General features: G+C 75.7%; 21 protein-coding genes. 9 read left to right on the top strand and 12 right to left on the bottom strand.

Annotated features, from left to right (window positions below; all coding sequences use genetic code 11):
• Positions 1–2: 2 nt before the first annotated feature.
• From BLS21_RS18790 to BLS21_RS18780, 3 genes are all read right to left on the bottom strand, one after another.
• Positions 3–1,034, bottom strand: coding sequence for a chemotaxis protein CheB (locus BLS21_RS18790; RefSeq protein WP_175479641.1), 1,032 nt, complete (start codon positions 1,032–1,034; stop codon positions 3–5).
• A gap of 97 nt (positions 1,035–1,131) precedes the next feature.
• Complete coding sequence (locus BLS21_RS18785; RefSeq protein WP_091222068.1) at positions 1,132–1,896, bottom strand: crotonase/enoyl-CoA hydratase family protein; 765 nt, start codon at positions 1,894–1,896, stop codon at positions 1,132–1,134.
• On the bottom strand, positions 1,893–3,062 hold the full coding sequence (locus BLS21_RS18780) for a CaiB/BaiF CoA transferase family protein (protein WP_091222065.1): 1,170 nt from the start codon (positions 3,060–3,062) through the stop codon (positions 1,893–1,895). Before BLS21_RS18780 ends, BLS21_RS18785 begins: the two co-directional genes overlap by 4 nt.
• A 113-nt stretch (positions 3,063–3,175) precedes the next feature.
• Here BLS21_RS18780 and BLS21_RS18775 point away from each other — a divergent pair, with 113 nt between their 5' ends.
• The 3 genes from BLS21_RS18775 (at position 3,176) to katG (ending at position 6,715) form a co-directional block, all read left to right on the top strand.
• Positions 3,176–3,652: a MaoC family dehydratase gene (locus tag BLS21_RS18775; RefSeq protein ID WP_091222062.1), complete on the top strand. Its 477-nt coding sequence runs from the start codon at positions 3,176–3,178 to the stop codon at positions 3,650–3,652.
• A gap of 174 nt (positions 3,653–3,826) precedes the next feature.
• The gene (locus BLS21_RS18770) at positions 3,827–4,189 is read left to right on the top strand and encodes a cupin domain-containing protein (protein WP_091222060.1); all 363 of its coding nucleotides are present in this window, start codon (positions 3,827–3,829) and stop codon (positions 4,187–4,189) included.
• A gap of 336 nt (positions 4,190–4,525) precedes the next feature.
• Entirely contained in the window at positions 4,526–6,715 is a 2,190-nt protein-coding gene (gene katG / locus BLS21_RS18765; RefSeq protein ID WP_091222057.1) for a catalase/peroxidase HPI, read from the top strand.
• A gap of 68 nt (positions 6,716–6,783) precedes the next feature.
• Here the strand turns inward: katG and BLS21_RS18760 are convergent, their stop codons facing one another.
• The 6 genes from BLS21_RS18760 to BLS21_RS18735 all read right to left on the bottom strand — a co-directional run bounded on the left by BLS21_RS18760 (position 6,784) and on the right by BLS21_RS18735 (position 13,868).
• Positions 6,784–7,905: a serine hydrolase domain-containing protein gene (locus BLS21_RS18760; RefSeq protein WP_245700562.1), complete on the bottom strand. Its 1,122-nt coding sequence runs from the start codon at positions 7,903–7,905 to the stop codon at positions 6,784–6,786.
• Positions 7,906–7,934: 29 nt separating this feature from the next.
• Entirely contained in the window at positions 7,935–8,696 is a 762-nt protein-coding gene (locus BLS21_RS18755; RefSeq protein ID WP_091222050.1) for a helical backbone metal receptor, read from the bottom strand.
• A gap of 75 nt (positions 8,697–8,771) precedes the next feature.
• Complete coding sequence (locus BLS21_RS18750; RefSeq protein WP_091222047.1) at positions 8,772–9,548, bottom strand: SDR family NAD(P)-dependent oxidoreductase; 777 nt, start codon at positions 9,546–9,548, stop codon at positions 8,772–8,774.
• A gap of 9 nt (positions 9,549–9,557) precedes the next feature.
• A complete protein-coding gene (gene icmF, locus BLS21_RS18745; RefSeq protein ID WP_091222044.1) occupies positions 9,558–12,791 on the bottom strand; it encodes a fused isobutyryl-CoA mutase/GTPase IcmF in 3,234 nt (1,077 codons plus the stop codon).
• Positions 12,792–12,880: 89 nt separating this feature from the next.
• On the bottom strand, positions 12,881–13,423 hold the full coding sequence (locus BLS21_RS18740; RefSeq protein ID WP_245700560.1) for a GNAT family N-acetyltransferase: 543 nt from the start codon (positions 13,421–13,423) through the stop codon (positions 12,881–12,883).
• Between the two features lie 19 nt (positions 13,424–13,442).
• A complete protein-coding gene (locus BLS21_RS18735; RefSeq protein ID WP_091222041.1) occupies positions 13,443–13,868 on the bottom strand; it encodes a hypothetical protein in 426 nt (141 codons plus the stop codon).
• 138 nt (positions 13,869–14,006) lie between these two features.
• Between BLS21_RS18735 and BLS21_RS18730 the strand changes: the two genes are divergently transcribed.
• Positions 14,007–14,600 (top strand): TVP38/TMEM64 family protein, encoded by a 594-nt coding sequence (locus tag BLS21_RS18730; RefSeq protein WP_245700559.1) that lies wholly within the window; start codon positions 14,007–14,009, stop codon positions 14,598–14,600.
• A 255-nt stretch (positions 14,601–14,855) separates the two neighbouring features.
• Here BLS21_RS18730 and BLS21_RS18725 read toward each other — a convergent pair whose 3' ends face one another.
• Positions 14,856–16,571: an RIO1 family regulatory kinase/ATPase domain-containing protein gene (locus tag BLS21_RS18725; protein ID WP_091222036.1), complete on the bottom strand. Its 1,716-nt coding sequence runs from the start codon at positions 16,569–16,571 to the stop codon at positions 14,856–14,858.
• Between the two features lie 543 nt (positions 16,572–17,114).
• Here BLS21_RS18725 and BLS21_RS18720 point away from each other — a divergent pair.
• From BLS21_RS18720 to BLS21_RS18710, 3 genes are all read left to right on the top strand, one after another.
• Complete coding sequence (locus BLS21_RS18720; protein WP_139177207.1) at positions 17,115–19,451, top strand: phosphatase PAP2 family protein; 2,337 nt, start codon at positions 17,115–17,117, stop codon at positions 19,449–19,451.
• Complete coding sequence (locus BLS21_RS18715; protein ID WP_091222031.1) at positions 19,448–20,527, top strand: lysylphosphatidylglycerol synthase transmembrane domain-containing protein; 1,080 nt, start codon at positions 19,448–19,450, stop codon at positions 20,525–20,527. The genes BLS21_RS18720 and BLS21_RS18715 overlap by 4 nt, the downstream gene beginning before the upstream one ends.
• 98 nt (positions 20,528–20,625) lie before the next feature.
• A complete protein-coding gene (locus BLS21_RS18710; RefSeq protein WP_091222028.1) occupies positions 20,626–20,895 on the top strand; it encodes a DUF1876 domain-containing protein in 270 nt (89 codons plus the stop codon).
• Positions 20,896–20,972: 77 nt separating this feature from the next.
• Here BLS21_RS18710 and BLS21_RS18705 read toward each other — a convergent pair whose 3' ends face one another.
• Entirely contained in the window at positions 20,973–22,148 is a 1,176-nt protein-coding gene (locus tag BLS21_RS18705) for a hypothetical protein (protein ID WP_091222027.1), read from the bottom strand.
• A 109-nt stretch (positions 22,149–22,257) separates the two neighbouring features.
• Between BLS21_RS18705 and BLS21_RS18700 the strand changes: the two genes are divergently transcribed.
• Positions 22,258–22,995 (top strand): Clp protease N-terminal domain-containing protein, encoded by a 738-nt coding sequence (locus tag BLS21_RS18700; protein ID WP_091222025.1) that lies wholly within the window; start codon positions 22,258–22,260, stop codon positions 22,993–22,995.
• Between the two features lie 25 nt (positions 22,996–23,020).
• Positions 23,021–23,872: a pyridoxal kinase PdxY gene (gene pdxY, locus BLS21_RS18695; protein WP_091222471.1), complete on the top strand. Its 852-nt coding sequence runs from the start codon at positions 23,021–23,023 to the stop codon at positions 23,870–23,872.
• Positions 23,873–23,917: 45 nt separating this feature from the next.
• Here pdxY and BLS21_RS18690 read toward each other — a convergent pair.
• Positions 23,918–24,250: integrase core domain-containing protein (locus tag BLS21_RS18690; protein WP_139177206.1), on the bottom strand; the 333-nt coding region annotated here is incomplete at its 5' end.

The following is a 24,250-nucleotide window of genomic DNA, read 5'->3' as shown; positions in this document are numbered from 1 at the left end:
GCTCAGCCCTCCTCGACCGCGTGCGGCAGCGCCGAGCCGCCCAGCTCGCCGCGGTGCAGCAGCCCGCGCAGCTGGGCGGCCGCGTCCCGGGCCTCGTCGTGGCGGACGCGGAACCGCTGGGCGCTGTGCCGGTGCCCGCGCTCCTCGGCCCGCCGGCCCATGTGCAGGCTCAGCGCCGCGCGCTCCTCCAGGCCGCGCAACGCCATCCACAGGGCGCTCTCCAGGGCCTGCGTCTGCTCCTGCGCGAGGGCTTCGGGGGACCACGCGTGGCCCACCCGGCATCGGTAGCGCTCCATCGGCCCCTCGGTGATCGTGAACAGCGCACCGTGGCAGGTCGGGCACCCGAAGCCGGACGCCTCGCCGGGCCGGTCCGCGGTGTCGTAGGCGTCGCCGTCGAGTTCGGCCATCGCGGCCTCCGTCTCCATCAGCTCCGAGGGCGGTGGCACCTCGGCCACGTCGACCTCCTCCTCGAGCAGCCGGGCCAGGAGCTCCGGCATCGCGGCGACCGGGACGACGTGCTCGGCGCCGCCGACCTCGCGCGCGTGCAGCGGCATGCTGGCGTACATCGCGTCGTCCGGGTCCTGCACCACGCCGACCCCGCCGCGGGCGCGGACGGCGATCATCCCCGCGGCCCCGTCGTCCAGCGCACCGGAGAGGACGACGCCGACGACCCGGGGGCCGGCCGCGCGGGCCGCCGAGCGGAAGAGGACGTCGACGGCCGGGCGGTGGCCGTTCTCCCGCGGTCCGCGGGCCAGCGCGATGCGGTCGCCGTCGACGATCAGGTGGACGTCGGGGACGCAGACGGTGACGGTGCCGTGCTCCAGCGGGTCGCCGTGCCGGGCCGGACGCACCGGCAGCGCGCAGACCCGGCCGAGGATCGCCGGCAGCGCGCTGCGCGCCCCCGGCGGCATGTGGAGCACGACGAGGACGGCGGCCGGCAGGTCGGCCGGGAGCCGGCCCAGCAGCTCGCGCAGCGCCTCCACGCCGCCGGCGGAGGCACCGACCACCACGAGGTCCCGCTGCGTCGTCGGCACTGTCCCCCCACCCGTCGCTCGGCCGCGTGCCGGTCGTCCCCCGGCCACGCGTGCACCGAAACGGTAGTTCCCCGTCCGCCCGGACGGCGGCATGCTCTCAGCGGCCGCGCCAGACCGGGCGCCGCTTCTCGGCGAAGGCCGCCGCCCCCTCCCGGGCGTCCTCGCTGACGAAGACCGGCGCGACGAGCTCGCCCTGCCGCTGCCAGCCCTCGGCGGTGGTCCAGTCCGCGCTGCCGAGGACGACCGCCTTGGTCGCGGCCAGGGCCAGCGGGCCGTTCGCCGCGATCGTCGCGGCCAGGGCGAGGGCACCCTCCAACGCCCCGCCCTCGGGGGTGACCCGGTTGACCAGGCCGACCTCCGCGGCCCGCCGGGCGTCGATCGGGTCGCCGGTCAGCAGCATCTCCATCGCCACGTTGCGCGGCACCCGCGCCGGCAGCAGCAGCGCGCCGCCGCCGGCGGCGACCAGCGAGCGCTTGACCTCGGGCACCCCGAAGCGCGCGGTCTCGGCAGCCACCACCAGGTCGCAGGCGAGCACCAGCTCGAAACCGCCGGCCAGCGCCCAGCCCTCGACGGCGGCGACGAGCGGCTTGCGCGGCGGGGTCTGGGTGATGCCGCACAGCCCGCGGCCCTCGATCGCCGGGGTCTCCCCGCGCAGGAAGGCCTTGAGGTCCATGCCGGCGGAGAAGGTCCCCCCGGCGCCGGTGAGGACGCCGACCCGCAGGTCCTCGTCGGCGTCGAGCTCGTCGACCGCGGCGGCCACGCCCTCGGCGACGGCGCGGTCGAGCGCGTTGCGCGCCTCCGGCCGGTCGATCGTGACGACCAGCACGCCCTCGCGCCGCTCCACCCGCACCCCGTCGCTCACCGCTGCTCCCCCCGGTCCGCCTGCACCACGGCGCCGGCCTCCAGCAGGCCAGCCACCTCCTCCTCGCCGAAGCCCCACGCGAGCAGCGCCGTGCGGGTGTCCTGGCCCGGCGCACGGGGCGCCCCGCGGACCGCGCCCGGCGTGCGCGAGAAGCGCGGCGCCGGCTCGGGCTCGGGGTGGCCGCCGCGGTCGGCGAAGGTGCCGCGGGCGGCCAGGTGCGGGTGCCGCGGCGCCTCGGTCAGCCCCAGGACCGGCGTCACGCAGGCGTCGGTGCCGGCGAAGGTCCCGGCCCACTCGTCGCGGGTGCGGGTGGTGAAGGCGGCGGCGATCCGCGCGCGCTGCTCGGGCCAGCGGGCGACGTCGAGCTGGCCGCCGTGCGCGCCGGGGTCGATGCCCAGGCCCGCGAGCAGCTGGGCGTGGAACTGCGGCTCGATGGCGCCGACCGCCACGTGCCGGCCGTCGGCGCAGGCGTAGGTGCCGTAGAAGGGAGCGGCGCCGTCGAGCAGGTTGGCCGCGCGGCGGTCCTGCCAGGCGCCGGCGCCGAGCAGGCCGTAGACCATCGTGACCAGCGAGCTGGCGCCGTCCACCATGGCCGCGTCGACCACCTGGCCGCGCCCGCTCGTCTGCCGCTCGAGCAGGGCGGCGAGCACGCCGACGACGAGGAACAGCGCGCCGCCGCCGAAGTCGGCGCCGATGTTGAGCGGCGGGACCGGGGCCTCCGCCGTCCCGATGGCGTGCAGGGCGCCGGTGAGCCCCAGGTAGTTGATGTCGTGCCCGGCGCGATCGGCGAGCGGGCCGTCCTGGCCCCAGCCGGTCATCCGCGCGTACACCAGCCGCGGGTTGCGGGCGAGGGCGTCGTCGGGGCCCACGCCGAGCCGCTCGGTGACGCCCGGGCGCAGCCCCTCGACCAGGACGTCGGCGCTCTCCACCAGCCGGAGGACGACGTCGCGGCCGGCCGGGGTCTTGAGGTCGACGGCGACCGAGGGGCGGCTGCGGTTCAGCGCGTCCCGCTCCGGGGGCACCAGCTGCGTGCCGCCGCCGGGCCGGTCGACCCGGACGACGTCGGCGCCCAGCTCGGCCAGCAGCAGGCAGGCGTAGGGCGCGGGGCCGAGACCGGCCAGCTCGACGACGCGGGTGCCCGCGAGGGGGCCGGTGGGCGGCAGCACGGGACGCACCGTAACGCCCTACGGTCCACGTCGTGAGCGGACAGGGACGGAAGCCCGTCAGCGAGGAACGAGCGAGGAGCGGAGCGTCCCGCGGGAGCGAACCGGCCCACGTCGTGAGCGAGCGCTGGTTCGAGGACTACGTGCCCGGGACGACCGCCGAGCACGGCCCGCTGCGGGTCGCGGAGGACGACGTCGTCGACTTCGGCCGCCGGTTCGACCCGCAGCCGTTCCACGTCGACGCCGAGGCCGCGGCGGCCGGGCCGTTCGGCGGGCTCATCGCCAGCGGCTGGCACACCTGCGCGCTGATGATGCGGCTGCTGGCCGACGAGTACCTCTCCCCCGTCTCCAGCCTCGGCTCCCCGGGGGTCGACGAGCTGCGGTGGGTGGCCCCGGTGCGGCCGGGCGACGAGCTCACCCTGCGGACGACGGTCGCCGAGGCCCGGCCGTCGCGGTCGAAGCCTGACCGGGGGCTGGTGCGCACGCGCGTCGAGCTGATGCGGCAGGACGGCACCGTCGTGCTGACCATGACCGCCATGAACCTGGTCCGGGTCCGCCCCGCCCAGGGTCCGTCCTGCGGATCCGATCGCTGAACGGGCTCGGCCTGGTCGCGGCGGAGATCGTTGACCTCCCAGCGTCGCGCGACGACAGTTGTCTGGACCGGACGGTCCTGCCCAGCACACCAGGGCTTCCCGACCGACTGTCGCTGTGCGGGACGCGGCCCGGTCGATTCAGGTCCTTGATCTCCACCAGAGGAGGACCCGGCGATGGCCAGCATCGAGTTCAAGAACATGGACCACCCCGATGAGACCCGCACGCCGGAGAAGACCAGCATGAGCGTCGTCCACCTGGGCGACGCCACCGTGGGCCGCTACACCCTCCAGCCGGGCTGGAGGTGGTCGGAGTGCATCAGACCGGTGGTCGGCGGGGACAGCTGCCAGGCTGCGCACCTGGGGTTCCTCGTGTCGGGCACGATCCACGTCGCTGCCAACGACGGCGCCGAGGCCGACCTCGGCGCGGGTGACGTCTACCGCCTCGAGCCGGGCCACGACGCCTGGGTCGTCGGTGAGGAACCGGTCGTGGCGTTGGAGTTCGAGAGCAAGACGGCCGAGACGTACGCCAAGGGCTGACCCACAGCTCGTCCCGGGACGACCCCACGCCGGCGGTGGCGGGCGAGGGCGCAGGCCCACCCGGCGCTGCCGGCCGGGGCCGGAGCCGGCCCCGACGCCGCGGCGGGTGGTGCCGCGTCGCGGACGCGGGTGGCGGTGCAGGTCGTCCACGGGCCGGTGTCCCGGGGGTGTCGCGGCGAGTCCTGCGGCGTCCGGCGACCGATCGCGGACACGCAGCCCTCGCACCGGTGGAGCAGCACGGCCTCGGACCCGAGCCACCGGCGTCGGGACTGCCGAGCCTTCTGTCGGGACTGCAGAGCCATCTGAGGGAGACAGCGAGACAAGGGGGAGAACAACGTGACTGACAGCGTCAGCGAGAGCGAGAACCCGGCGATCCCGTCCCCCACTCCGAAGCCGCACCGGCCCAGGACCAACCAGGACTGGTGGCCCAACCAGCCGGACCTGACGGTTCTCCGCCGCCCCGCGCCCGGTCCGATGGGCGAGGACTTCGACTACAGGGCGGAGTTCGCGAACCTCGACGTCGAGGCGCTGAAGCGGGACCTGTTCGACCTGATGACGACGTCGCAACCCTGGTGGCCGGCCGACTACGGCCACTACGGGCCGCTGTTCATCCGGATGAGCTGGCACGCCGCCGGCACGTACCGCATCGCCGACGGCCGGGGCGGCGGCGGCTCCGGCGCCCAGCGCTTCGCCCCGCTCAACAGCTGGCCTGACAACGCCAGCCTGGACAAGGCGCGGCGGCTGCTGTGGCCGATCAAGCAGAAGTACGGCCGCGCGCTGTCCTGGGCCGACCTGCTGATCTTCGCCGGCAACTGCGCCTACGAGTCGATGGGGTTCCAGACGTTCGGCTTCGCCTTCGGGCGGGAGGACATCTGGGAGCCCGAGGAGATCTTCTGGGGACCGGAGGACACCTGGCTCGGCGACGAGCGCTACACCGGCGACCGGGAGCTGACCGGGCCGTTCGGCGCCGTGCAGATGGGCCTGATCTACGTGAACCCCGAGGGGCCGAACGGCAACCCCGATCCCCTGGCTGCCGCCCGCGACATCCGCGAGACCTTCCGCCGCATGGCCATGAACGACGAGGAGACGGTCGCGCTGATCGTCGGCGGCCACACCGTCGGCAAGACCCACGGCGCGGTCGACCCGTCCTACATCGGACCCGAACCCGAGGCCGCCCCCATCGAGCAGCAGGGCCTCGGCTGGAAGAACAGCTACGGCAGCGGCGTGGGGCAGGACGCGCTCACCAGCGGGCTCGAGGGCGCGTGGACGCCGACCCCGACCCGGTGGGACAACAGCTTCCTGGAGACGCTGTACGGCCACGAGTGGGAGCTGACCGAGAGCCCCGCCGGGGCCAAGCAGTGGATGCCGCAGGGCGACGCCGCGGCCGACGCCGTCCCCGACGCCCACGATCCGTCGCGGCGGCACGCGCCGATGATGCTGACGACCGACCTCGCGCTGCGCGTCGACCCCGTCTACGGGGAGATCACCCGGCGGTGGCTCGAGCACCCGGAGCAGCTCGACGAGGCGTTCGCCAAGGCGTGGTTCAAGCTGCTGCACCGCGACATGGGCCCGCTCGCTCGCTACCTGGGCCCCTGGGTCCCCGAGCCGCAGCTGTGGCAGGACCCCGTGCCCCCGGTCGACCACGACCTGATCGGGGACGACGACGTCGCGACCCTCAAGCGCACGCTGCTCGACTCGGGGCTGTCCCGCTCCCAGCTGGTCGCCACCGCGTGGGCGTCGGCGGCGAGCTTTCGCGGCACCGACAAGCGGGGCGGCGCCAACGGGGCCCGGGTCCGACTCGAGCCGCAGCGGGACTGGGACGTCAACGACCCCGCGGAGCTGGCCCGGGTGCTGCCGGTCTACGAGCAGGTCCAGCGGGGCTTCAACGGCACCCAGTCCGGCCGGACGCGGGTCTCGCTGGCCGACCTGATCGTCCTGGGCGGGTGCGCGGCCGTGGAGCAGGCGGCGAGGGACGCCGGCCACGACGTCACGGTGCCGTTCGCGCCGGGGCGCACCGACGCCTCGCAGGAGCAGACGGACGCCGACACGTTCGCCGTGCTGGAGCCCACCGCGGACGGGTTCCGCAACTACCTCCGGGCCGGGGAGAAGCTCTCGCCGGAGACCCTCCTGGTGGACCGGGCGTACATGCTGAACCTCACCGCGGCGGAGATGACGGTCCTCATCGGCGGCATGCGGGCCCTGGACGCCAACCACGGGCGGGCACCGCACGGTGTCCTCACCGACCGGCCGGGGACCCTGACGAACGACTTCTTCGTGAACCTGCTCGACATGCGCACGGAGTGGAGGACGTCCACGTCGGCCGAGAACGTGTACGAGGGCCGGGACCGCGCCTCGGGCGAGGTCCGGTGGACCGCCACCGCCGCCGACCTGGTCTTCGGTTCCAACTCCCAGCTCCGGGCCATCGCGGAGGTCTACGCCTGCGACGACGCGAAGGAGAAGTTCGCCCGCGACTTCGTGGCCGCGTGGGACAAGGTCATGAACCTCGACCGGTTCGACCTCGCGTGATCCCGACGTCGAGGCCGGCCGCCCATGGGCCGACCTCGGCAGCGGACACGTGATCCGCAGGACAGGGGCTACAGGCTCGCGTACAGCGTCCGCCAGAAGTCGCGCGGCTCGTCGTCCGGGCCGGACCAGAGCCGGCCGGTGAGCAGGACGGCGACCACGTCGCGGGCAGGGTCGGCCCAGGCGCTGGTACCGGTGCCACCGTCCCAGCCGAAGCGGCCGGGAGTGGTCCACGGCTCGACCGGCTCGACGCACACCCCGGTCTGCAACCCCCAGGAGACCCCGGGCCCGAGGAAGCCGGCCGCAGCCGCGCGCTGCGCCGGGGTGAGGGAGTCGGCGGTCAGCGCGGCCACGGACGCCGGTCCGAGCACGGGGGCGCCGCCGTCGGCCAGCGCGGCCAGGAACGCCAGGACGTCCGGCGCGGTGGACACCAGGCCGGCCGCCAGGGACTCGAACGCCGGCGGGACGGTGGCGTCGGGCGCATCCACCGGGACCAGGCCGTCCGGGGTGGCCTCGTGGACGGTCGCCAGCCGGGCCGGGTCGGCCGCGGTGAACGCGGTGCCGGTCAGCCCCAGCGGGCCGGTCACCCGGTCGGCCAGCAGCGCCGACACCGGCCGACCGGCGGCGCGGGCGAGCAGCACGCCCAGCACGTCGGCGGCCAGGTGGTACAGCCACAGCTCGCCGGGCTGGGCGGCGAACGGCAGCTCGGCGAGCCGGCGCAGGTACTCGTCGGGGGCCATCTGCGGCGGCCAGGGCCCGGGGCCGATGGCGCGCTCCCCGATCGCCCGGTCCAGCGGGCTGCCGTCCCAGAGCCCGCCGAATCCCGGCGTGCCGGTGAGCAGGTGTCGCACCGTGACCGGCCGCCCGGCAGGCACGGTGTCGGTCAGCGGGCCGGTCCGATCGCGCAGGACCCGTGGAGCGGCGAGCTCGGGCAGCCACTCGGCGACCGGGTCGTCCAGCCCCAGCACGCCGTCCTCCACCAGGGCGAGGGTCAGCGCGCCGGCGACCGGCTTGGTCACCGAGGCGAGGCGGAACAGCGTGTCCGGACGCATCGCGTCGCCACCGTCGGCGGCGGTCGTGCCGCCGGTGAGCACCGCCGTCCTCCCGCCGTGCCGGACGGCGGCGGCGAAACCGGGCAGCCGGCCCTCGTCCACCTGGCGCTGCAGGACGGTCCGCACCGGTTCGAGGTCCACGGAGGGCAGACCCCGGCCGACCACCGGTCTCATCGGTCGGGGCGGATCCCGTCCAGCAGCCGCTGCCGGGCCGGGCCCAGCGAGGGGCCGTACCAGGTGAGGTCGCGGCCGGACACCAGCGCGGTGCGGATCCCGGGGAACGCCTCGGGTCCGTCGTCCGCGGTGAAGGCGTAGGGCTCGTCGGGCAGGACGACGACGTCCGGTCCCGCCGCCCGCACGGCCTCGACCGACACGTGCGGGTAGCGGTCCTCCCCCGCGCCGAAGACGTTGACCAGCCCGAGCCGGGCCAGCACGTCGCCGGTGAAGGTGCGCGGGCCGACCACCATCCACGGGTCGCGCCACACCGGGACGGCGACCCGGCGCGGCGGTGCGGGTACCGGCCGGGCCCACTCCGCGGCCGCCGTCGCCAGCCAGCCCGGCTCCCCGACGTCGAGCACCTCGGCGAACAGCCGGCGCATCGAGGTGAGCGCCTCGTCGACCGACTCGATGACGGTCACCCACACCGGGACGCCGGCCGCCCGCAGCCGGTCGACGTCCAGCCGCCGGTTCTCCTCCCGGTTGCAGACCACCAGGTCCGGCTCGAGCGCCGCGATCGCCGCGCGGTCGGGGTTCTTGGTGCCCCGCACGCGCGGCACGTCGAGGTCCGCCGGGTGGGTGCACCAGTCGGTGGCGCCCACCAGCCGCTCGGGGGCCGTCTCCGCCAGCGCCTCGGTGAGCGACGGGACCAGCGACACCACCCGCCGCGGCGGCCGCGGCAGGTCGACCGGCGTGCCGAGGTCGTCAGTCAGCACGGTGGTGAGGGAAGGGGACGGCCCCCGGGCAGGGGCCCGCCGTGAGCCTGCGAACGGTGGGGGGCACGGGGGTCCTCAATACATGACCAGCCCGGCCGAGACGTTGAGGTCCTCCCCCGTGATGCCGGCCGCCCGGTCCGACGCCAGGAAGGCGACGGCGTGCGCGACGTCGTCGGCGTCGACCAGCCGCTGCAGGGCCGCACCGCCGGCGAACTCGGCCCGGGCCTGCTCCACGGAGATCCCGCGGGAGGCCGCCTGCTGCTCCAGCACCCAGGCGATCCGCGGGCCCTCGACCCCGCCCGGCGACACCAGGTTGACCCGGACGCCGGACGACCCGAGCTCCCACGCCAGCGTGCGGACCAGGCCGACGAGCGCCATCTTCGACGCGGCGTAGGGCGTCCGGTTCACCAGGGGCCGCTTACCGGTCACCGATCCGATGACGACGACCGAGCCCGAGCCGCGGGCGATCATGCCGGGCAGGAAGGCACGGCAGGCCAGCATCGTGCCGGTCACGTTGACCCGGAGGGTGTCCTCCCACTCCTCCAGCGGCATCTCCACCAGCGGAGCGCTGGGTCCGCCGATGCCGCTGTTGTTGACCAGCACGTCCACCCGGCCGAACTCCCCGACCGCCGCCTGCGCCGCCGCGTCGACCGACGCCGGGTCCTTCAGGTCCATCGCGACGACCAGGGCCCGTCGGCCCGCCGTGCGGATCTGCTCGGCGACCTGCTCCATGGGGCCGGCCGACCGCCCGGCGAGGACGACGTCGGCGCCCTCGGCCGCCAGGCGCAGCGCGATCGCCCGACCGATCCCGCTCCCCGCGCCGCTCACCGCGGCGACCTGACCGTCGAGCACGACGCGCCCCTAGACGTTCCGCCGGTACTGGCCGCCCACCTCGAAGAAGGCGTCGCTGATCTGGCCGAGCGAGCAGACCCGGACGGCGTCCATCAGCGCGGCGAAGACGTTGCCGCCCTCGGTCGCCGCCCGCTGCAGCTCGGCCAGCGCGGCCGGGGCCTCGTCGGCGTGGCGGGCGTGGAAGTCCGCGAGCCGCTGCAGCTGCGACTGCTTCTCGGCCTCGGTGGCGCGGGCGAGCTCCAGCGGCTTCGGCGGCGTCTGGTCGCGGTGCGGGTCGAGGAAGGTGTTGACCCCGACTATCGGCAGGCTGCCGTCGTGCTTGCGGTGCTCGTAGAGCATCGACTCGTCCTGGATCTTGCCGCGCTGGTAGCCGGTCTCCATCGCGCCCAGCACGCCGCCGCGCTCGGCGATCCGGTCGAACTCGGCCAGCACCGCCTCCTCGACCAGGTCGGTGAGCTCCTCGATGACGAACGAGCCCTGCAGCGGGTTCTCGTTGCCGGCGAGCCCCCACTCCTTGTCGATGATCATCTGGATGGCCAGGGCCCGGCGGACGGACTGCTCGCTCGGGGTGGTCACGGCCTCGTCGTAGGCGTTGGTGTGCAGGCTGTTGGCGTTGTCGTAGATGGCGCAGAGGGCCTGCAGCGTCGTCCGGATGTCGTTGAAGTCCATCTCCTGGGCGTGCAGCGACCGGCCCGAGGTCTGCACGTGGTACTTCAGCTGCTGCGAGCGCGGCCCGGCGCCGTAGCGCTCCCGCATCGCCACCGCCCAGATGCGGCGGGCGACCCGGCCGATCACCGAGTACTCGGCGTCCATGCCGTTGGAGAAGAAGAACGACAGGTTGGGCGCGAAGTCGTCGATGTCCATGCCACGCGCCAGGTAGGCCTCGACGTAGGTGAAGCCGTTGGCGAGGGTGAAGGCGAGCTGGCTGATCGGGTTCGCCCCGGCCTCGGCGATGTGGTAGCCGGAGATCGACACCGAGTAGAAGTTGCGCACCCGGTGGTCGATGAACCACTGCTGGATGTCGGCCATGCAGCGCAGCGCGAACTCGGTCGAGAAGATGCAGGTGTTCTGGCCCTGGTCCTCCTTGAGGATGTCGGCCTGCACCGTGCCGCGGACGTTGGCCAGCACCCAGGCGCGGATCTCCTCGGCCTCGGCGGCGTCGGGCTCGCGGCCCTCATCCTCGCGGAAGGCGTCCAGGCGCTGGTCGATCGCGGTGTTGAGGAACATCGCCAGGATCGCCGGCGCCGGGCCGTTGATGGTCATCGACACCGACGTCGTCGGGGCGCAGAGGTCGAAGCCGCTGTAGAGCACCTCCATGTCGTCGAGCGTGGCGATGGAGACCCCGGAGGTGCCGACCTTGCCGTAGACGTCGGGGCGCGGGTCGGGGTCGCGGCCGTAGAGGGTGACCGAGTCGAACGCCGTCGACAGCCGGGTGGCCTCGTTGCCGGCGGACAGGAGCTTGAAGCGGCGGTTGGTGCGGAAGGCGTCGCCCTCGCCGGCGAACATCCGCGCGGGCGCCTCGCCCTGCCGCTTGAACGGGAAGACGCCGGCCGTGAACGGGTAGCCGCCGGGCAGGTTCTCCCGGCGCAGGAAGCGCAGCAGCTCGGCGTCGTCCCGGGTCCGCGGCAGCGCGACCCGGCGCACCTTCGACCCGGACAGCGTCTCGCGGGTCAGCGGCGTGCGGATCTCCCTGCCGCGGACCGTGTACACGTACTCGTCCCCGGAGTAGGCCTCGACCCGCGCCGGCCACTCGTCGAGCAGGTCGCGCACCTCGGGCAGCAGCTCGCGGTCCGCGGCCTCGACCGCGGCGCGGGCGGCCGCGGCGGCGTCCCCGTCCAGCACCTCGGCGGCGGTGGTCAGGTGCTGCCGGCGGCGCACGACCGCCGCCTGCGCCTCGGTGGTCGCGTGGTAGCCGCGGATGGCCTCGGTGATCTCGGCGAGGTACCGCGCCCGCTGAGCGGGGACGACGCTGGTCAGGCCGCTCGAGGCCTTGACGTCGACCCGCGGCAGGACGCCGGCGCCCGCGGGCAGGCCCTTCTCGACGAGCAGGCCGAGCAGGTGCTGGTAGAGCGCGGTGACGCCGTCGTCGTTGAAGCGGGCGGCGCTGGTGCCGAAGACCGGCATGTCCTCCCAGGGCTGCCCGAACGCCTCGCGGTTGCGCACCATCTGCCGGGCGACGTCCCGCCGGGCGTCCTCGGCCCCGCGCCGCTCGTACTTGTTGATCGCGACGACGTCGGCGAAGTCGAGCATGTCGATCTTCTCCAGCTGCGACGCGGCGCCGAACTCCGGCGTCATCACGTACAGCGCCACGTCGGAGAACGGCACGATCCCGGCGTCGCCCTGCCCGATGCCGGGCGTCTCCACGATCACCAGGTCGAAGCCGGCGGCCTTGACCGCGCACAGCACGTCGTCCAGGTGCTCGGGGGTCTCTGCGCCGGCGCTGCGGGTGGCCAGCGAGCGGAAGAAGGTGTGCGACCCCTCTCCGGTCTCGAGGGCGTTCATCCGGATCCGGTCGCCGAGCAGCGCCCCGCCGCCACGCCGCCGGGTCGGGTCGATCGCCAGGACGGCGACCCGCAGCTTGTCCTCCTGGTCGGTGCGCAGCCGGCGCAGCAGCTCGTCGGTGAGCGAGGACTTGCCGGAGCCGCCGGTGCCGGTGATGCCGAGGACCGGGACCGTCCGGCCGTCGGCCGCCTGCCGCACCCGGGCCGCGAGGTCGGCGTCACGGCCGGCCTCGAGCACGGTGATCGCGCGCGCCAGGGCGGCGGGGTCGCCGGTGAGCAGCGCCTCGACGTCCGGACCGTTCCGGGTCAGGTCGACGTCGCACTCGCGGATCAGCTCGTTGACCATGCCGGGCAGGCCGAGGCGCTGGCCGTCCTCGGGGCTGAAGATCCGCACGCCGCGCTCGCGGAGCAGCGCGATCTCCTCCGGGACGATCACACCCCCGCCGCCGCCGAAGACCTCGACGTGCCCGGCACCGGCCTCGGCCAGCCGCTCCACCAGGTAGGTGAAGTACTCGACGTGCCCGCCCTGGTAGGAGGAGATCGCCACCCCCTGCACGTCCTCCTCCAGCGCCGCGCGGACGACCGAGTCGACGCTGCGGTCGTGCCCGAGGTGCACGACCTCGGCGCCCTGGCTCTGCAGCAGCCGGCGCATCACGTTGATCGCGGCGTCGTGGCCGTCGAACAGGCTCGCCGCGGTCACGAAGCGGACCGGGTGGGTGGGGACGTGCAGGTCGGACGGCATGCCGCTCCCGGAGTCGGACGCCGGTTCGCGACCCGCGCCGATTTAGTTGGACGTCCTAGTATCTCCCGGCAGGGCCGCCGTGTCCACGCTCACCCCAGCGGGGCGGGCGGGCCGCCGTCGCCGTCCGTCGGGCCGTCGCCGAGCGGGCGCTGGAACCAGGCGACGTCGTGCCAGCGACCGAGCTTCCAGCCGACCCGGCGGTAGGTGCCGACCGGCTCGAAGCCCATCGCCGTGTGCAGGCCGACGCTGGCGTCGTTGGGCAGCGCCACGCCGGCCAGCGCGGTGCGGAAGCCGCGGGCGGCCAGGCGGTCGAACAGCGCGGCGTAGAGCGCGCGGCCGGCGCCGGTGCGGCGTCCGGTCCCGGTGTAGACGCTCACCGACGTCGACCAGTCGTAGGCGGCGCGGGGGTTGAACGTCGAGCCGTAGGCGTAGCCGACGACCCGGCCGCCGTCCTCGAGGACCACCCAGGCGTGCCGGGTGAGCGCGGCGGCGATGCGGGCGGCCACCTCCGCGGCCGTCGGCGGCTCCAGCTCGAGGGAGACGGGGGTGTCGCGGACGTAGGGCTCGTAGATGCGGGCGCACGCGGCGGCGTCCTCGACCGTCGCGTCCCTGACCAGCCGGCTCTCCGCCACCCGGCCATGGTGCACGGCGTCAGGCGTACGCGGCGTGCACGCCGTCGATCGACCAGATCGCCTCGGCGCCGACGACCGAGCGGCCGCGCCGTGTGGGCAGGTGCGCGTCGGAGGCGGCGTGGTGGTCGCGCATCCCCGGGAAGACGTCGAGCCGGGAGGGCTGGTGGCGGCGGGTGTCGTCGACCACCCAGTCCCAGTCGCGCGGGACGGCGGCCAGCCGCTGCGCGGCGGCCGGGTCGGCCTCGAGGAACGGCCCGTCGACGGGGAAGACCGCTGACAACGCTGGGCACCAGGTGGCCAGCTCGGTCGGGGTCGTCGCGTCGAGCAGGACCGACACCTCCCGCCCGGGGAGGGCGGCGGCGTGCCCGACGCAGTGCTGCAGCGCCTCTACGGCGTGGCCCAGCTGCTGGGCGTGGAAGAAGTCGACGAGCAGACGGTCGGTCACGCGTCCTCCTCGCTGGCGCTCGTCGGACCCGTGCCCGGCGGTGCTGTGCTCATGCGTGATCTCGCGAGCTCGGTCACTGCCCGCAGCGTCGCAGCGGCCGCAAGCGGGTTCTCCGGCCGCGCCCGTAGCGTGGACGACGTGCGCCCCGGGCCCGGATCTCCCCAGCCGGAGCCGGAGAGCCCGCCGACCAGCCGGCCGTGGCTGCGGCTCGCCGTCCTGGGGGTGCTGCTGGCCGCGGCCACCGTGGTGGCGCTGACGGTGGAGCGGCCCGGCGTCCCGGCGCTGCAGGCCTGGCTCCACCACGCGGGCCCCCTCGGCTGGGCCACCGTCGTCCTGGGGGTGTCGGCGGCGCTGATGATGCCGGTCCCCCGGACGGCACTGTCGGTGCTGCTCGGTGCTGCGGCCGGGTTCCCGGCGGGGCTCGCGGTGGCCGTGCTCGCCGGCTGGTTCGGCGGGATGGGCGGGTTCGCCCTCGGGCGGCACCTGGGTCGCGACGCCGTCGCCCGGCTCACCGGCCCGCGGCTGGCGCGCGCCGACCGGCTGTTCCGGGACCGCGGCTTCCTCGCCGTCGTGCTCGCGCGGATGAGCCCGGTGCCGTTCTGGGTCGTCAGCTACGCCGCCGGCCTGTCGAGCCTCCGGTGGCTGCCCGCCACGCTCGGCACCGCCGTCGGCGTCGTGCCGGGGGCGGTGCTGCACGTCGGCATCGGCGCCTCCGTCGTCGGCTGGCTCTAGCCCTCTTCCGGGTCACCCCCGTCGTGTCGGCTTCGCACGAGGAGCGCCTGGTGTCACGATGGTGAACAACAGGTGAACGAGAGGTGGCTGTCATGCGTGTCAACCCGTGTCCGCAGGTGCGTTGGGTCCCCGTCGTGGACAGCGCCGGCCACCGGCACATGGAGATGCGCTGGACCGTGCCCGCCAGGCCGACGGCGCAGCCGACCGCCGCTCCGGGCACGCTCCGCGCTGCCTGACCCCGGACGTCCCACCCAGTCAGAGCAGCCCGCCGGCCCGGAGGTTGAGCGCGAACAGCAGCGCGACCAGGACCGTGCCGCCGAGGGTGGCCGCAGCGAGCAGCACCCGGCGCACGCTCCAGCGCTGCACCCGGATCGTCGGGTGCGGTGGCAGCATCGCGCGGAGGTCCTCGACCAGGTCGCCGTCGGCCTCGGCCAGCCTGCGGGCGAGCTGCCGCGGGATGGTCATCGGGCTGGTCGCGGCGAGCGCCTCGGCCAGCTCGTCGGGGGTGAAGAACGCCTGCGCCCGCTCGACGACGCGGCGGGGACCGGCGGCCAGCGCGAGGGTGAGCACCATGTCGGCCAGGTCGACGGCCTGGCGCCACCGGGACGGGCGCAGCTCCCCGAAGGAGACGTCCACGAGGTAGACGCGGCTGCCCTGCACCAGCACGTTGGAGGGCTTGACGTCGCGGTGCGCGGTCCCCGCGGCCCACAGCCGGCGCACCTGCCGGAGGGCGTCGTCGACGACCGCGTCGTCCAGGCCGGAGTCGAGGACCTCGACCGCGTCGGGGACCAGCTCGGTCACCAGGAGGTACTCCCGCCCGGGCACGACCTCGACCACGCCCACCGGCTCGGGGACCCGGACGCCGCCGTCCCGCAGCAGGCGGAGCATGTAGTCCTCGTGCTCGACCAGGCGGCGGACCGAGGAGAACGGCGCCTCGTCCTCCAGCCGGCCGTACCGCAGGACGCGGGCCCACTTGTACCAGCGGTCCGAGCGCAGGTGGGTCGTGGCGTACAGCTTGCCGAACAGGTGCTCCGGCGGTCCCTCGGCCAGGTGCAGCCGGCACGGGGTGGACCCGGCTGAGCCGTCGAGGCGGTAGGGCTTGATCTCGTCGATCTCGATCCCGAGCTGGTCCCGGACGGCGGCCCGGATCCGCTCGGTCCGCTCCCGGTGGAGCCGCAGGTGCGCCCGGACCTGCCGCCGGTAGGTGACCGGGAACGCGTGCTCGGGCGCGAGCAACCGGAACGCCAGAGCCGCCGCGGCAGCACCGACGACCGCGCTGAGCAGCGCATCCGCGGCGGTGTCGAGCAGCAGCGCCACCCGGACCGTCGCCAGACCGCCGACCAGGCCGGCGACGACGAGCCAACCCCAGCGGCGCGCCCGCCCGGACGGGGTGAGGACGAACAGGCTGCCGGTGGCCACCGTGGCCAGCACGATCACCGGCCAGGCCGGGAGGATGATGCCGACCGCGGACCCGGTCACGCTGTCCCGGACGTCGCGGATCAGCGCCGCGTCACCCGAGGCGACCTGGGCGGTCGCGGCCATGAGCGAGATGCTGCCGACGTAGACGAGCAGGTGCCGCCACCGCGCCGTCCACACCAGCACGAGGGCGGTCGGGATCCACAGCACGCGGTAGCCGAGCGCCGCCCCGAGCCGGCCCAGGTCGGTGGCCCACCCGGGCGGCCGGCCCGGCGGAGCGAGGGACTCCCGGACGGCCTGGTCGAGGCCGGCCAGGCCACGGGTCCATCCACCGCCCAGCGACAGCAGCACCACGGCGACGACGAGCGCCGCGGCCCACGGCCAGGTGCCGGGGGGCGGACGCCGGTGGCCGGGCCGGTCGTCGCCCGAGGGGCGGCGGTGGCGGTCCTCGTCCGGCCAGGCCGGTCTGCGCGCGCCGGTGACCGGGGCGAGGGTCCGCCGGGCAGGGGTCCCGTCGGCCACCGGCCCGGCCTCCGGTCCCGCGTCGCCGGTCACCGCGCCATGCTCCTCCGCGCACGGGGCGGAGCGCGGGTGCGGCGACGTCCCCTCGCCGGGCCGGACGTCTGGTCCTCGCGTCCCGCGTGCGGTCCGTGCGGCCGACCGGGGGTTCCTGCGGCGCGGTCGGGTGGAGCAGGCTGACCGGACCGACCGGTCGACGACGGGAGGACGCCGCGATGGCACAGCGCCGGTGGAGTGGGTGCCGCCCCTGGCGACGGACCGGCCCGGTGGGCGTGGTCCGGCCGGTCCCGGCGTCCCCGCGTGGACCGGGCTGACCCGCCGCCGCCCGGCCGAGGTGGCCGGTCGCACGGGCGGGTGGACGGCGGTGGTCGCGGTCGACGGGATCGGGCCGCCGGTGTCCCCGCAGCGGGCTCGCGCGCGCCGGGGGTCCGCGGCACCCCCGGCGCCCCGGCCCCGACCGGGAGGCCCGGCACCCGCCGGCCCGCGGCCGTGTGGACCCGCCGCACGACCTCGGGCGCCGCCGCCCACGCCGAGCCGTCCCCCGGGCCGGGCGGGCCCGCCCGAACGGGGCCCCGGCCGGTGCAGCGGCACCCGGTCGACCTGGTGCGCGCGGTGCTGGGACTGTCCGTCCTCGGGCTGGGCCTCCTCGTCGCCCAACGAGGTGTGCTGCCGGTCGTCGAGCGGGACGTGTTCCAGCTGGTGAACGACCTCCCGGCGGCCGTCTTCCCGGTCGTCTGGGCGGTCATGCAGCTGGGCAACGCGGTCACGGTCCCGGTCGTCGCATCCGTGGCCGCGCTCACCCGCCGGTTCCGGATGGCGCGCGACCTGCTCGTCTCCGGTGTCCTCGCCTACCTCGCCGCGGACGCGGTGAAGGAGGTGGTGCAGCGGGAGCGGCCCATCGGGCTCGTCGTCGAGGTGCACTTCCCCGAGGGCCCGGTCGAGGGCCTGGGCTTCGTCTCCGGGCACTCGGCGGTCGCCGCGGCGCTGGCCACCGCCGCCGCCCCGTACCTGTCGCGCGGGGGCCGCCGCCGGGCGTGGGTCCTGGCGTGGACGGTGGCGCTGGCCCGCGTGTACGTCGGGGCGCACCTGCCCCTGGACGTCGTCTGCGGGGTGGCCGTCGGGTGGGCGATCGGCTCGCTGGTGCACTGGGTGTTCGGCGTGCCGCGGCGGGACGTGCCGGCCGCCCGGGTCGGGCAGCTGCTCGAGCGGTTCGGCCTGCGGGTCCGGGAGGTGCGGCCGGCCGCCGTCCGCGCGCGCAGCTCACACCCCTTCGAGGCCGTCGACGAGAGCGGCCGCCGGTTGTACGTCAAGTTCCTCGAACCCGACCGCCTCGAGCGCGACTGGCTGTACCGGCTGTGGCGGCTGCTCGCGGTCCGCGACGTCAAGGACGCCGACGCGGTGGCACCACTGGGCCAGCAGGCCGAGCACGAGGCGGTCGCGGCCATGACCGCCCGCGAACGCGGCGTGTCGACCCCGCCGGTGCTGCTGGCACGCGGCACCGAGCACGGCGCGGTGGTCGTGCAGGAGCACGTCGCCGGCCGGGAGCTCGACGAGCTGCCGGCCGGCGACCTCACCCCGGACCTGCTGGCGCGGGTGTGGGGACAGGTGGCCCTGCTGCGGGCCGCCCGGGTGGCCCACCACGACCTGGAGGCGTCCAGCGTCCTGGTGGACGCCGACGGGCGGCCGTGGGTCGTCGACTTCGGCAACGCGCTGAACGGGGCGGACGACGACGCGCTGGCCGGTGACGTCGCCGAGCTCATGGCCTCCCTGGCGCTGCGGGTCGACCCCGAGCTCGTGGGCCGCTCCGCCGTCGACGAGCTCGGCCCCGAGGCCGTCGCCGCGGCCCTGCCCGGGCTGACGCCGATGAGCCTGTCGGCGGTCACCCGAGCCCGGGTCCGCGAGGACCGCGCCCGGCTGGACCTGCTGCGCGACGCGATCCGCCGCCGGCTGGACCTGCCCGACCCCGATCGGCCCGAGTACGGACCACCCGGGGCCGCCGCGCGGCTGGCCGTGGCCGCCGGGTCGGCCCTCGTGCTCGTCGGCGTCCCGCTGCTGGCCGGCGCTCCCGCGCTGCTGGCGTCGGTCGAGCGCGGCGGGTGGCGCTGGCTGGGCGCGGCTCTCGTGCTGGTCGTCCTCGCGCGGGGGGCGCACGCGGTGGCAGCGCTGCTGACGGTCGACCGCCGGCTGGCCCTGGGCCGCACCTACGGCGCGACCATGGCGGCCGAGGCCGCGTCGCTGCTCCACGGCGGCGAGGGGTGGCGCCGGTCGGCGGCCCGGTACCTGGAGCGCGCGGGGGTGTCCCCCGAGGACGCACGCCGGGCGGTGGACCGGTTCGTCGCCGGCGCGATCGTCGCGGCCGTGCTCGTCGCCGCGGGCACGCTGGGGTTGGCGCTGGTGGGGCGGCGCCTCGGCGGCTGGCACACCCCCGAGGCGCTGGTGCCTGCCGTCGCGCTCGGGCTCGGCGCCTGGACGCTGGTGCTGGGTGGCCAGTGGCTGGCTCGGCGGGCCGACACCGGCCCGCACGCGCGCCGCCAGGTCGCCCGGGTCCTGCGCCGGGGGCTGACCGCCCCGCGCCGGGGCGGGTGGCTGCGCGGCGAGCAGCTGGGCTGGACGGCGACGGGGGTGGCGCTGGAGGGCGCGGCGCTCGCCGCTGCGGTGCACGCCGTGGGCGGCTCGGTGCCGGTGCTGGCGACCGCGGCCGGGTACGGCGGGCTGCACCTCCTGTGGTCGGTCCTGCCGGTGACCGCGGCACCGGGGGCCGCCGAGGTCGCCCTCCTCCTGGTGCTGACCGCGCTGGGGGTGCCGCTGCCCGGGGCCTGCGCCGCCGCGCTCGCCTTCCGGGTGCTGGTGTTCTGGGTCCCGGCCCTGGTCGGCGCGCTGTTGTCGGCCCGCTTCGAGCACCGCCTCGGCGCATGAGCGCCGCACCGCCCGGCCGGTCCCGGGGCACCGTCCGGCGGGTCCTCACCGGCCGCGTGGGACGGACGACCCTCACGGTGGGCGTGGTGGTCGCCGTCTTCGCCGGCGTGCTGCCGCGGATCGCCGACTACTCGGCGGCCTGGGACCTCGTGCGGCACCTGTCGGCGGCCGAGGTCACCGGCGTCGCCGTGGTCGCGCTGGTCAACCTGTTCTCCTACGCCCCGCTCTGGATGGCCGCGATGCCGGGGCTGACCCTCGGCCGCGCGGTGATGTCCGACCAGGCGTCGACGGCCGTCTCCAACACCGTCCCGGTCGGCTTCGCCTTCGGCGTCGGCACCAACGCGGCGATGTACTCCTCGTTCGGCTTCGACGCCGCCGAGATCACCCGCGCCGTGACCCTCACCGGCGTCTGGAACACCCTGGCCAAGCTCGCCACCCCGGCCGTCGCCCTGGCCGGGGTGGCGCTGGTCGGGGACGTCGACGCCCGGCTGGGTTCCGCCGCCCTGCTGGGCAGCACCGTCCTGCTGCTCGGCGTGCTCGCGCTCGTGCTCGTCCTCACCCACGCGCGGGCGGCCACGGTGCTGGCCGGGGCCGCCGAACGCGGCGCCGGCCGGGTCGCCCGCGCGGTGCACCGACGGCCGCCGTCGGGCTGGGTGGCCCGCACCGACCGGTTCCGCGCCGACTCCCTGGACCTCGTCCGGCACCGCTGGGTGCACCTCACCGCCGCGGCGGTCGCGAGCCACGCGGCGCTGTTCCTCGTGCTGCTGGTCTGCCTGCGTGCGGTCGGGGGCCGGGGCGCGGACGTCTCGTGGGTCGTCGTCCTGGCCGTCTTCTCCCTCACCCGCCTGGTGATCCTCGTGCCGGTCACGCCGGGCGCCCTGGGGGTCGCCGAGCTCAGCTACGTCGCCGGGCTGACCGCCGTCGGCGTGGACCCGGCCGGGGCCGCCGCGGCGGTGCTGCTGTTCCGCTTCCTGACCTGGTTCCTCCCGATCCCGACCGGCGTCGTGACGTGGCTGCTCTGGCGACGGGGCGTGGGGAGGGTGGACCGGGCCGCGCCGGTCCGGCCCGGCTCGTGACCGACGGACGACGGACAGGGACCAACGACCCGTTCCCCGGCCGAGGTCTGGGCCGACGCTGGATCACCGGCACCCGCACGTCGACCCGGGGAGGACAGGTGGACGACGTCAAGCAGTGGACGGTGACCGTCGACATCGACGAGCACGACGGGCACACCCGTGCGGTCGCCCGGCTGCACGGCCGGGACACGGAACAGCTGACCGGCGTCGGCCTCGCCCGTCTGGACCCGGCCGACCGGGACGTGCCGGAGATCGGCGACGAGATCGCCGCCGCCCGAGCGCTCTCCGACCTGAGCCACCGGCTGCTCCAGACCGCCAACGAGGACGTCGAGCAGTCCACCGGCACGCCGGCCCACCTCCGGATGTGACGGCCGGCTGCCGGGCCCCGGGGGCGGTCGGGCGCGCTCGCGCCGCCGGTGCCCTCGCGGCGGCGGGCGGCTGACCGTCAGCCGAGCGCGAGCACCCGCACGAGCCGGCGGGCGGCGTCCCCACCGTCGCTGATGGCGACGTCCAGGGCCCCGGACACGTCCAGGTCGTCGAACAGCCGGTCGGCCACCGCGCGGCTCGCCGCCGGGGTCGAGCCGGACCGGCCGGCGGCGGAGAAGAGCGCGTCCAGCCGCGCGGACGCCCCCTCCAGCAGCTCCGGCCGGTACTCCCACGGCTGCGACCACGGCCGGTCCAGCACGAGCACCCGCAGCGCCGGCCCGGAGGTCACCCGCAGCAGGTCCGCGACCAGCGTCAGGTTGCCCGTCGACTTCGCCATCTTGGCGCCGTCCTGGGACACCGCCCCGACGTGCACCCGGCTGCGCGCGAACGGCGCCACCCCCGAGGCCGCCTCGGCCATCGCCGCCTGGTGCGCGTGGTGCGGGAACGCCAGGTCGGCGCCGCCCACCAGGACGTCCACACCGTGGCCCAGGGTCGCGGTCGCCATCGCCGCGCACTCCGCGTGCCAGCCCGGCCGTCCCCAGCCCCACGGGGAGGGCCAGGCGGGGTCCCGCTCGCCGGAGGGCCGCCACACCGGCACGTCGAACGGGTCCTCGCGCAGCGCGTCGTCCGGGCCGTCGCCGAACTCGGCGGCCAGCTCGCGGGCCCGGTCGGAGGCCAGCCCCGACGCCGCCACCGCCTCGGCGCCGCGGAAGAACACGTGCCCCTCCCGCTCGTACGCCCGTCCGGCCCGCAGCAGCGCCGCGGCCAGCTGCTGCACGTGCCCGATGTGGTGCCGCGCCCGCGGTGCGTGGGTCGGCGGCCGGATCCCGAGGGCCCGCATGTCCTGCTCGAAGGCGAACTCCTGGCTCAGCGCGAACTCGTCGTAGTGCCGGCCGCGGGCGTCGGCGGCGCGGGTCAGCACGTCGTCGACGTCGGTCACGTTCCGGCTGGTCACCACGTCCGCGCCGGCCAACCGCAGCACCGCCCCGAGGACGTCGGCCCACACGAACGTCGCCGCGTGCCCGAGGTGGGTCACGTCGTACGGCGTGATCCCGCAGACGTACACGCGCGCGGGGCTGACCACCGGCAGCGGTCGCCCGCCCAGCCGCAGGTCGGCGCTGCGGACGTCGACCGGCTCGGCGACGCGGCCGGCGACGCCGACGATCCCGGGAGAGGTGACAGGAGACGGGGCCATGCCGCCATCCTGCCCGCCGCGATCAGCCCTCCGGCAGCACCCCGGGGACCGCCGATCCACGTCAACCGAGGGTTGACGACGACTGCAGCGTCAACCTACGGTTGACGGCATGGTCGAACCCGCTCCCCTCTCCGCGACCGTCCGGCTCGACGACCTCATCGACACGATCAGGCGGGTGCACACCGATCCGCTGGAGCAGCTGACCGACGCCGTCCTCGTCGCCGACCACATCGGCGAGGTCGCGGACGCGCTCATCGGCCACTTCGTCGACCAGGCCCGCCGGCAGGGCGCCTCCTGGACCGAGATCGGCGCCAGCATGGGGGTGACCAAGCAGGCGGCGCAGAAGCGCTTCGTGCAGCGTCCTGCCGCCGACGCGGCCGCGCTGGACCCCAATGCCGGGTTCAGCCGGTTCACCCCGCGCGCCCGCAACGTCGTCGTCGCCGCGCAGAACGAGGCCCGCGCCCGGCGCGACCAGCAGATCCGCGTCGAGCACCTGGTGCTCGGCCTGCTGACCGAACCGGAGGGGCTCGCCGCGCGGGCGATCACCGCGCAGGGGGTGCCACCGGACCGGGTCCGCGAGGTGGCGACGGCGACGCTCGGGCCCGCCGGCACCGGCGAGTCGCCGGAGCTGGTGCCGTTCGACGACCGCACGCGGGCGGTGCTCGAGGCGACGTTCCGCGAGGCGCTGCGGCTGGGCCACAACTACATCGGCACCGAACACGTGCTGCTGGCCCTGCTCGACGCCGACGAGGGCACCGGCGTGCTGACCGGCCTGGGCGTCGACCGGGCACGCGTCGAGGAGTTCGTGACCCGGGCGCTCTCGGCGGAGGCGACCGGGCGCCGGTAGCGCGCGTGTGCCACCGTTCCACCCCGTGACCGCCGTCCTCTCGATCCAGTCCCACGTCGCCTACGGCCACGTCGGCAACTCCTCGGCCGTCTTCCCGCTGCAGCGCCTGGGCGTCGAGGTGTGGCCGGTGCACACCGTGCAGTTCTCCAACCACACCGGCTACGGCGAGTGGAAGGGGCGGGTCTTCGACGGCCCGGCGATCGAGGAGGTCGTCGACGGCATCGCCGAGCGCGGCGTGCTGGGCTCCTGCGACGCCGTCCTCTCCGGCTACCTCGGCTCGGCCGACATCGGGCACGCCGTCGTCGGCACCGTGCAGCGGGTGCGCCGGGCCAACCCGGCGGCGGTCTACTGCTGCGACCCGGTCGTCGGCGACGTGGGCCGCGGCGTCTTCGTCCGCCCCGGCATCCCCGAGTTCATGCGCGAGGTCGCCGTCCCCGCCGCCGACCTGGTCACGCCCAACCACTACGAGCTCGACCACCTCGCGGGGACGACGACGCGGACGCTGGACGAGGTGAGGGACGCCGTGGCCGCCGTCCAGGCGCTGGGCCCGCGCGTCGTGCTGACCACCTCGCTGGTCACCGCGGACACCCCCGGGGACGCCGTCGACCTGCTCGCCTCCGAGGGCGGCCGGCACTTCCGGGTGCGCACCCCGCGGCTGGACGTCTCGGTCAACGGCGCCGGCGACGCCATCGCCGCGCTCTTCCTCGCCCACTGGCTGGCCAGCCGGGACGCCGGCACCGCGCTCGGGGCGGCCGCCGCGTCGGTGCACGGCCTGCTGGCCGCCACCGAGCAGGCGCGCTCGCGGGAGATCCTGCTGGTCGCCGCGCAGGAGGAGGTCGTGGCCCCGAGCCGCACGTTCCCCGTCGAGGAGGTGTGAGTCCGCCCGGCGACCCCACCTAGGTGTCGTGACCAGGGAGGTTGTTCACGCGGCGAGTCGGCTGATCGGTGGGCGGCCGCCGAGGGCGGAGTGGCTGCGGGAAGTGTTGTAGTGGGTCAGCCAGCTGTCCAGGGCGGCGGTGCGCTCGTCGTTGCAGCTCCAGGCGGTGGCGTAGGCCCACTCGGTCTGCAGGGTGCGGTTGAACCGCTCGGCCTTGCCGTTGGTCCAGGGCCGCCCGGGCTTGATGAACCGGCGGCCGATGCCCAGCTGGGCGCAGACGGCGATCCAGGCCCGCCCGACGCGGTAGCTCTTGGCGTTGTCGGTCAGCACCCGCCGGAGGGTGACGCCGTGGGCGGCGAACCAGGCCGCCGCCCGGGT

It is taken from the genome of Geodermatophilus siccatus (assembly GCF_900103785.1).
Lineage (GTDB): Bacteria > Actinomycetota > Actinomycetes > Mycobacteriales > Geodermatophilaceae > Geodermatophilus > Geodermatophilus siccatus.
This window is presented reverse-complemented; position numbering and strand designations above follow the sequence as displayed.

What these genes read in the sequence shown, in the direction of transcription:
- BLS21_RS18770 (WP_091222060.1), top strand. Translation starts at nt 3,827, where the DNA reads ATGGCCAGCATCGAGTTCAAGAACATGGACCACCCCGATGAGACCCGC.
- icmF (WP_091222044.1), bottom strand. Translation starts at nt 12,791, where the DNA reads ATGCCGTCCGACCTGCACGTCCCCACCCACCCGGTCCGCTTCGTGACC.
- BLS21_RS18715 (WP_091222031.1), top strand. Translation starts at nt 19,448, where the DNA reads ATGAGCGCCGCACCGCCCGGCCGGTCCCGGGGCACCGTCCGGCGGGTC.
- BLS21_RS18705 (WP_091222027.1), bottom strand. Translation starts at nt 22,148, where the DNA reads ATGGCCCCGTCTCCTGTCACCTCTCCCGGGATCGTCGGCGTCGCCGGC.
- BLS21_RS18700 (WP_091222025.1), top strand. Translation starts at nt 22,258, where the DNA reads ATGGTCGAACCCGCTCCCCTCTCCGCGACCGTCCGGCTCGACGACCTC.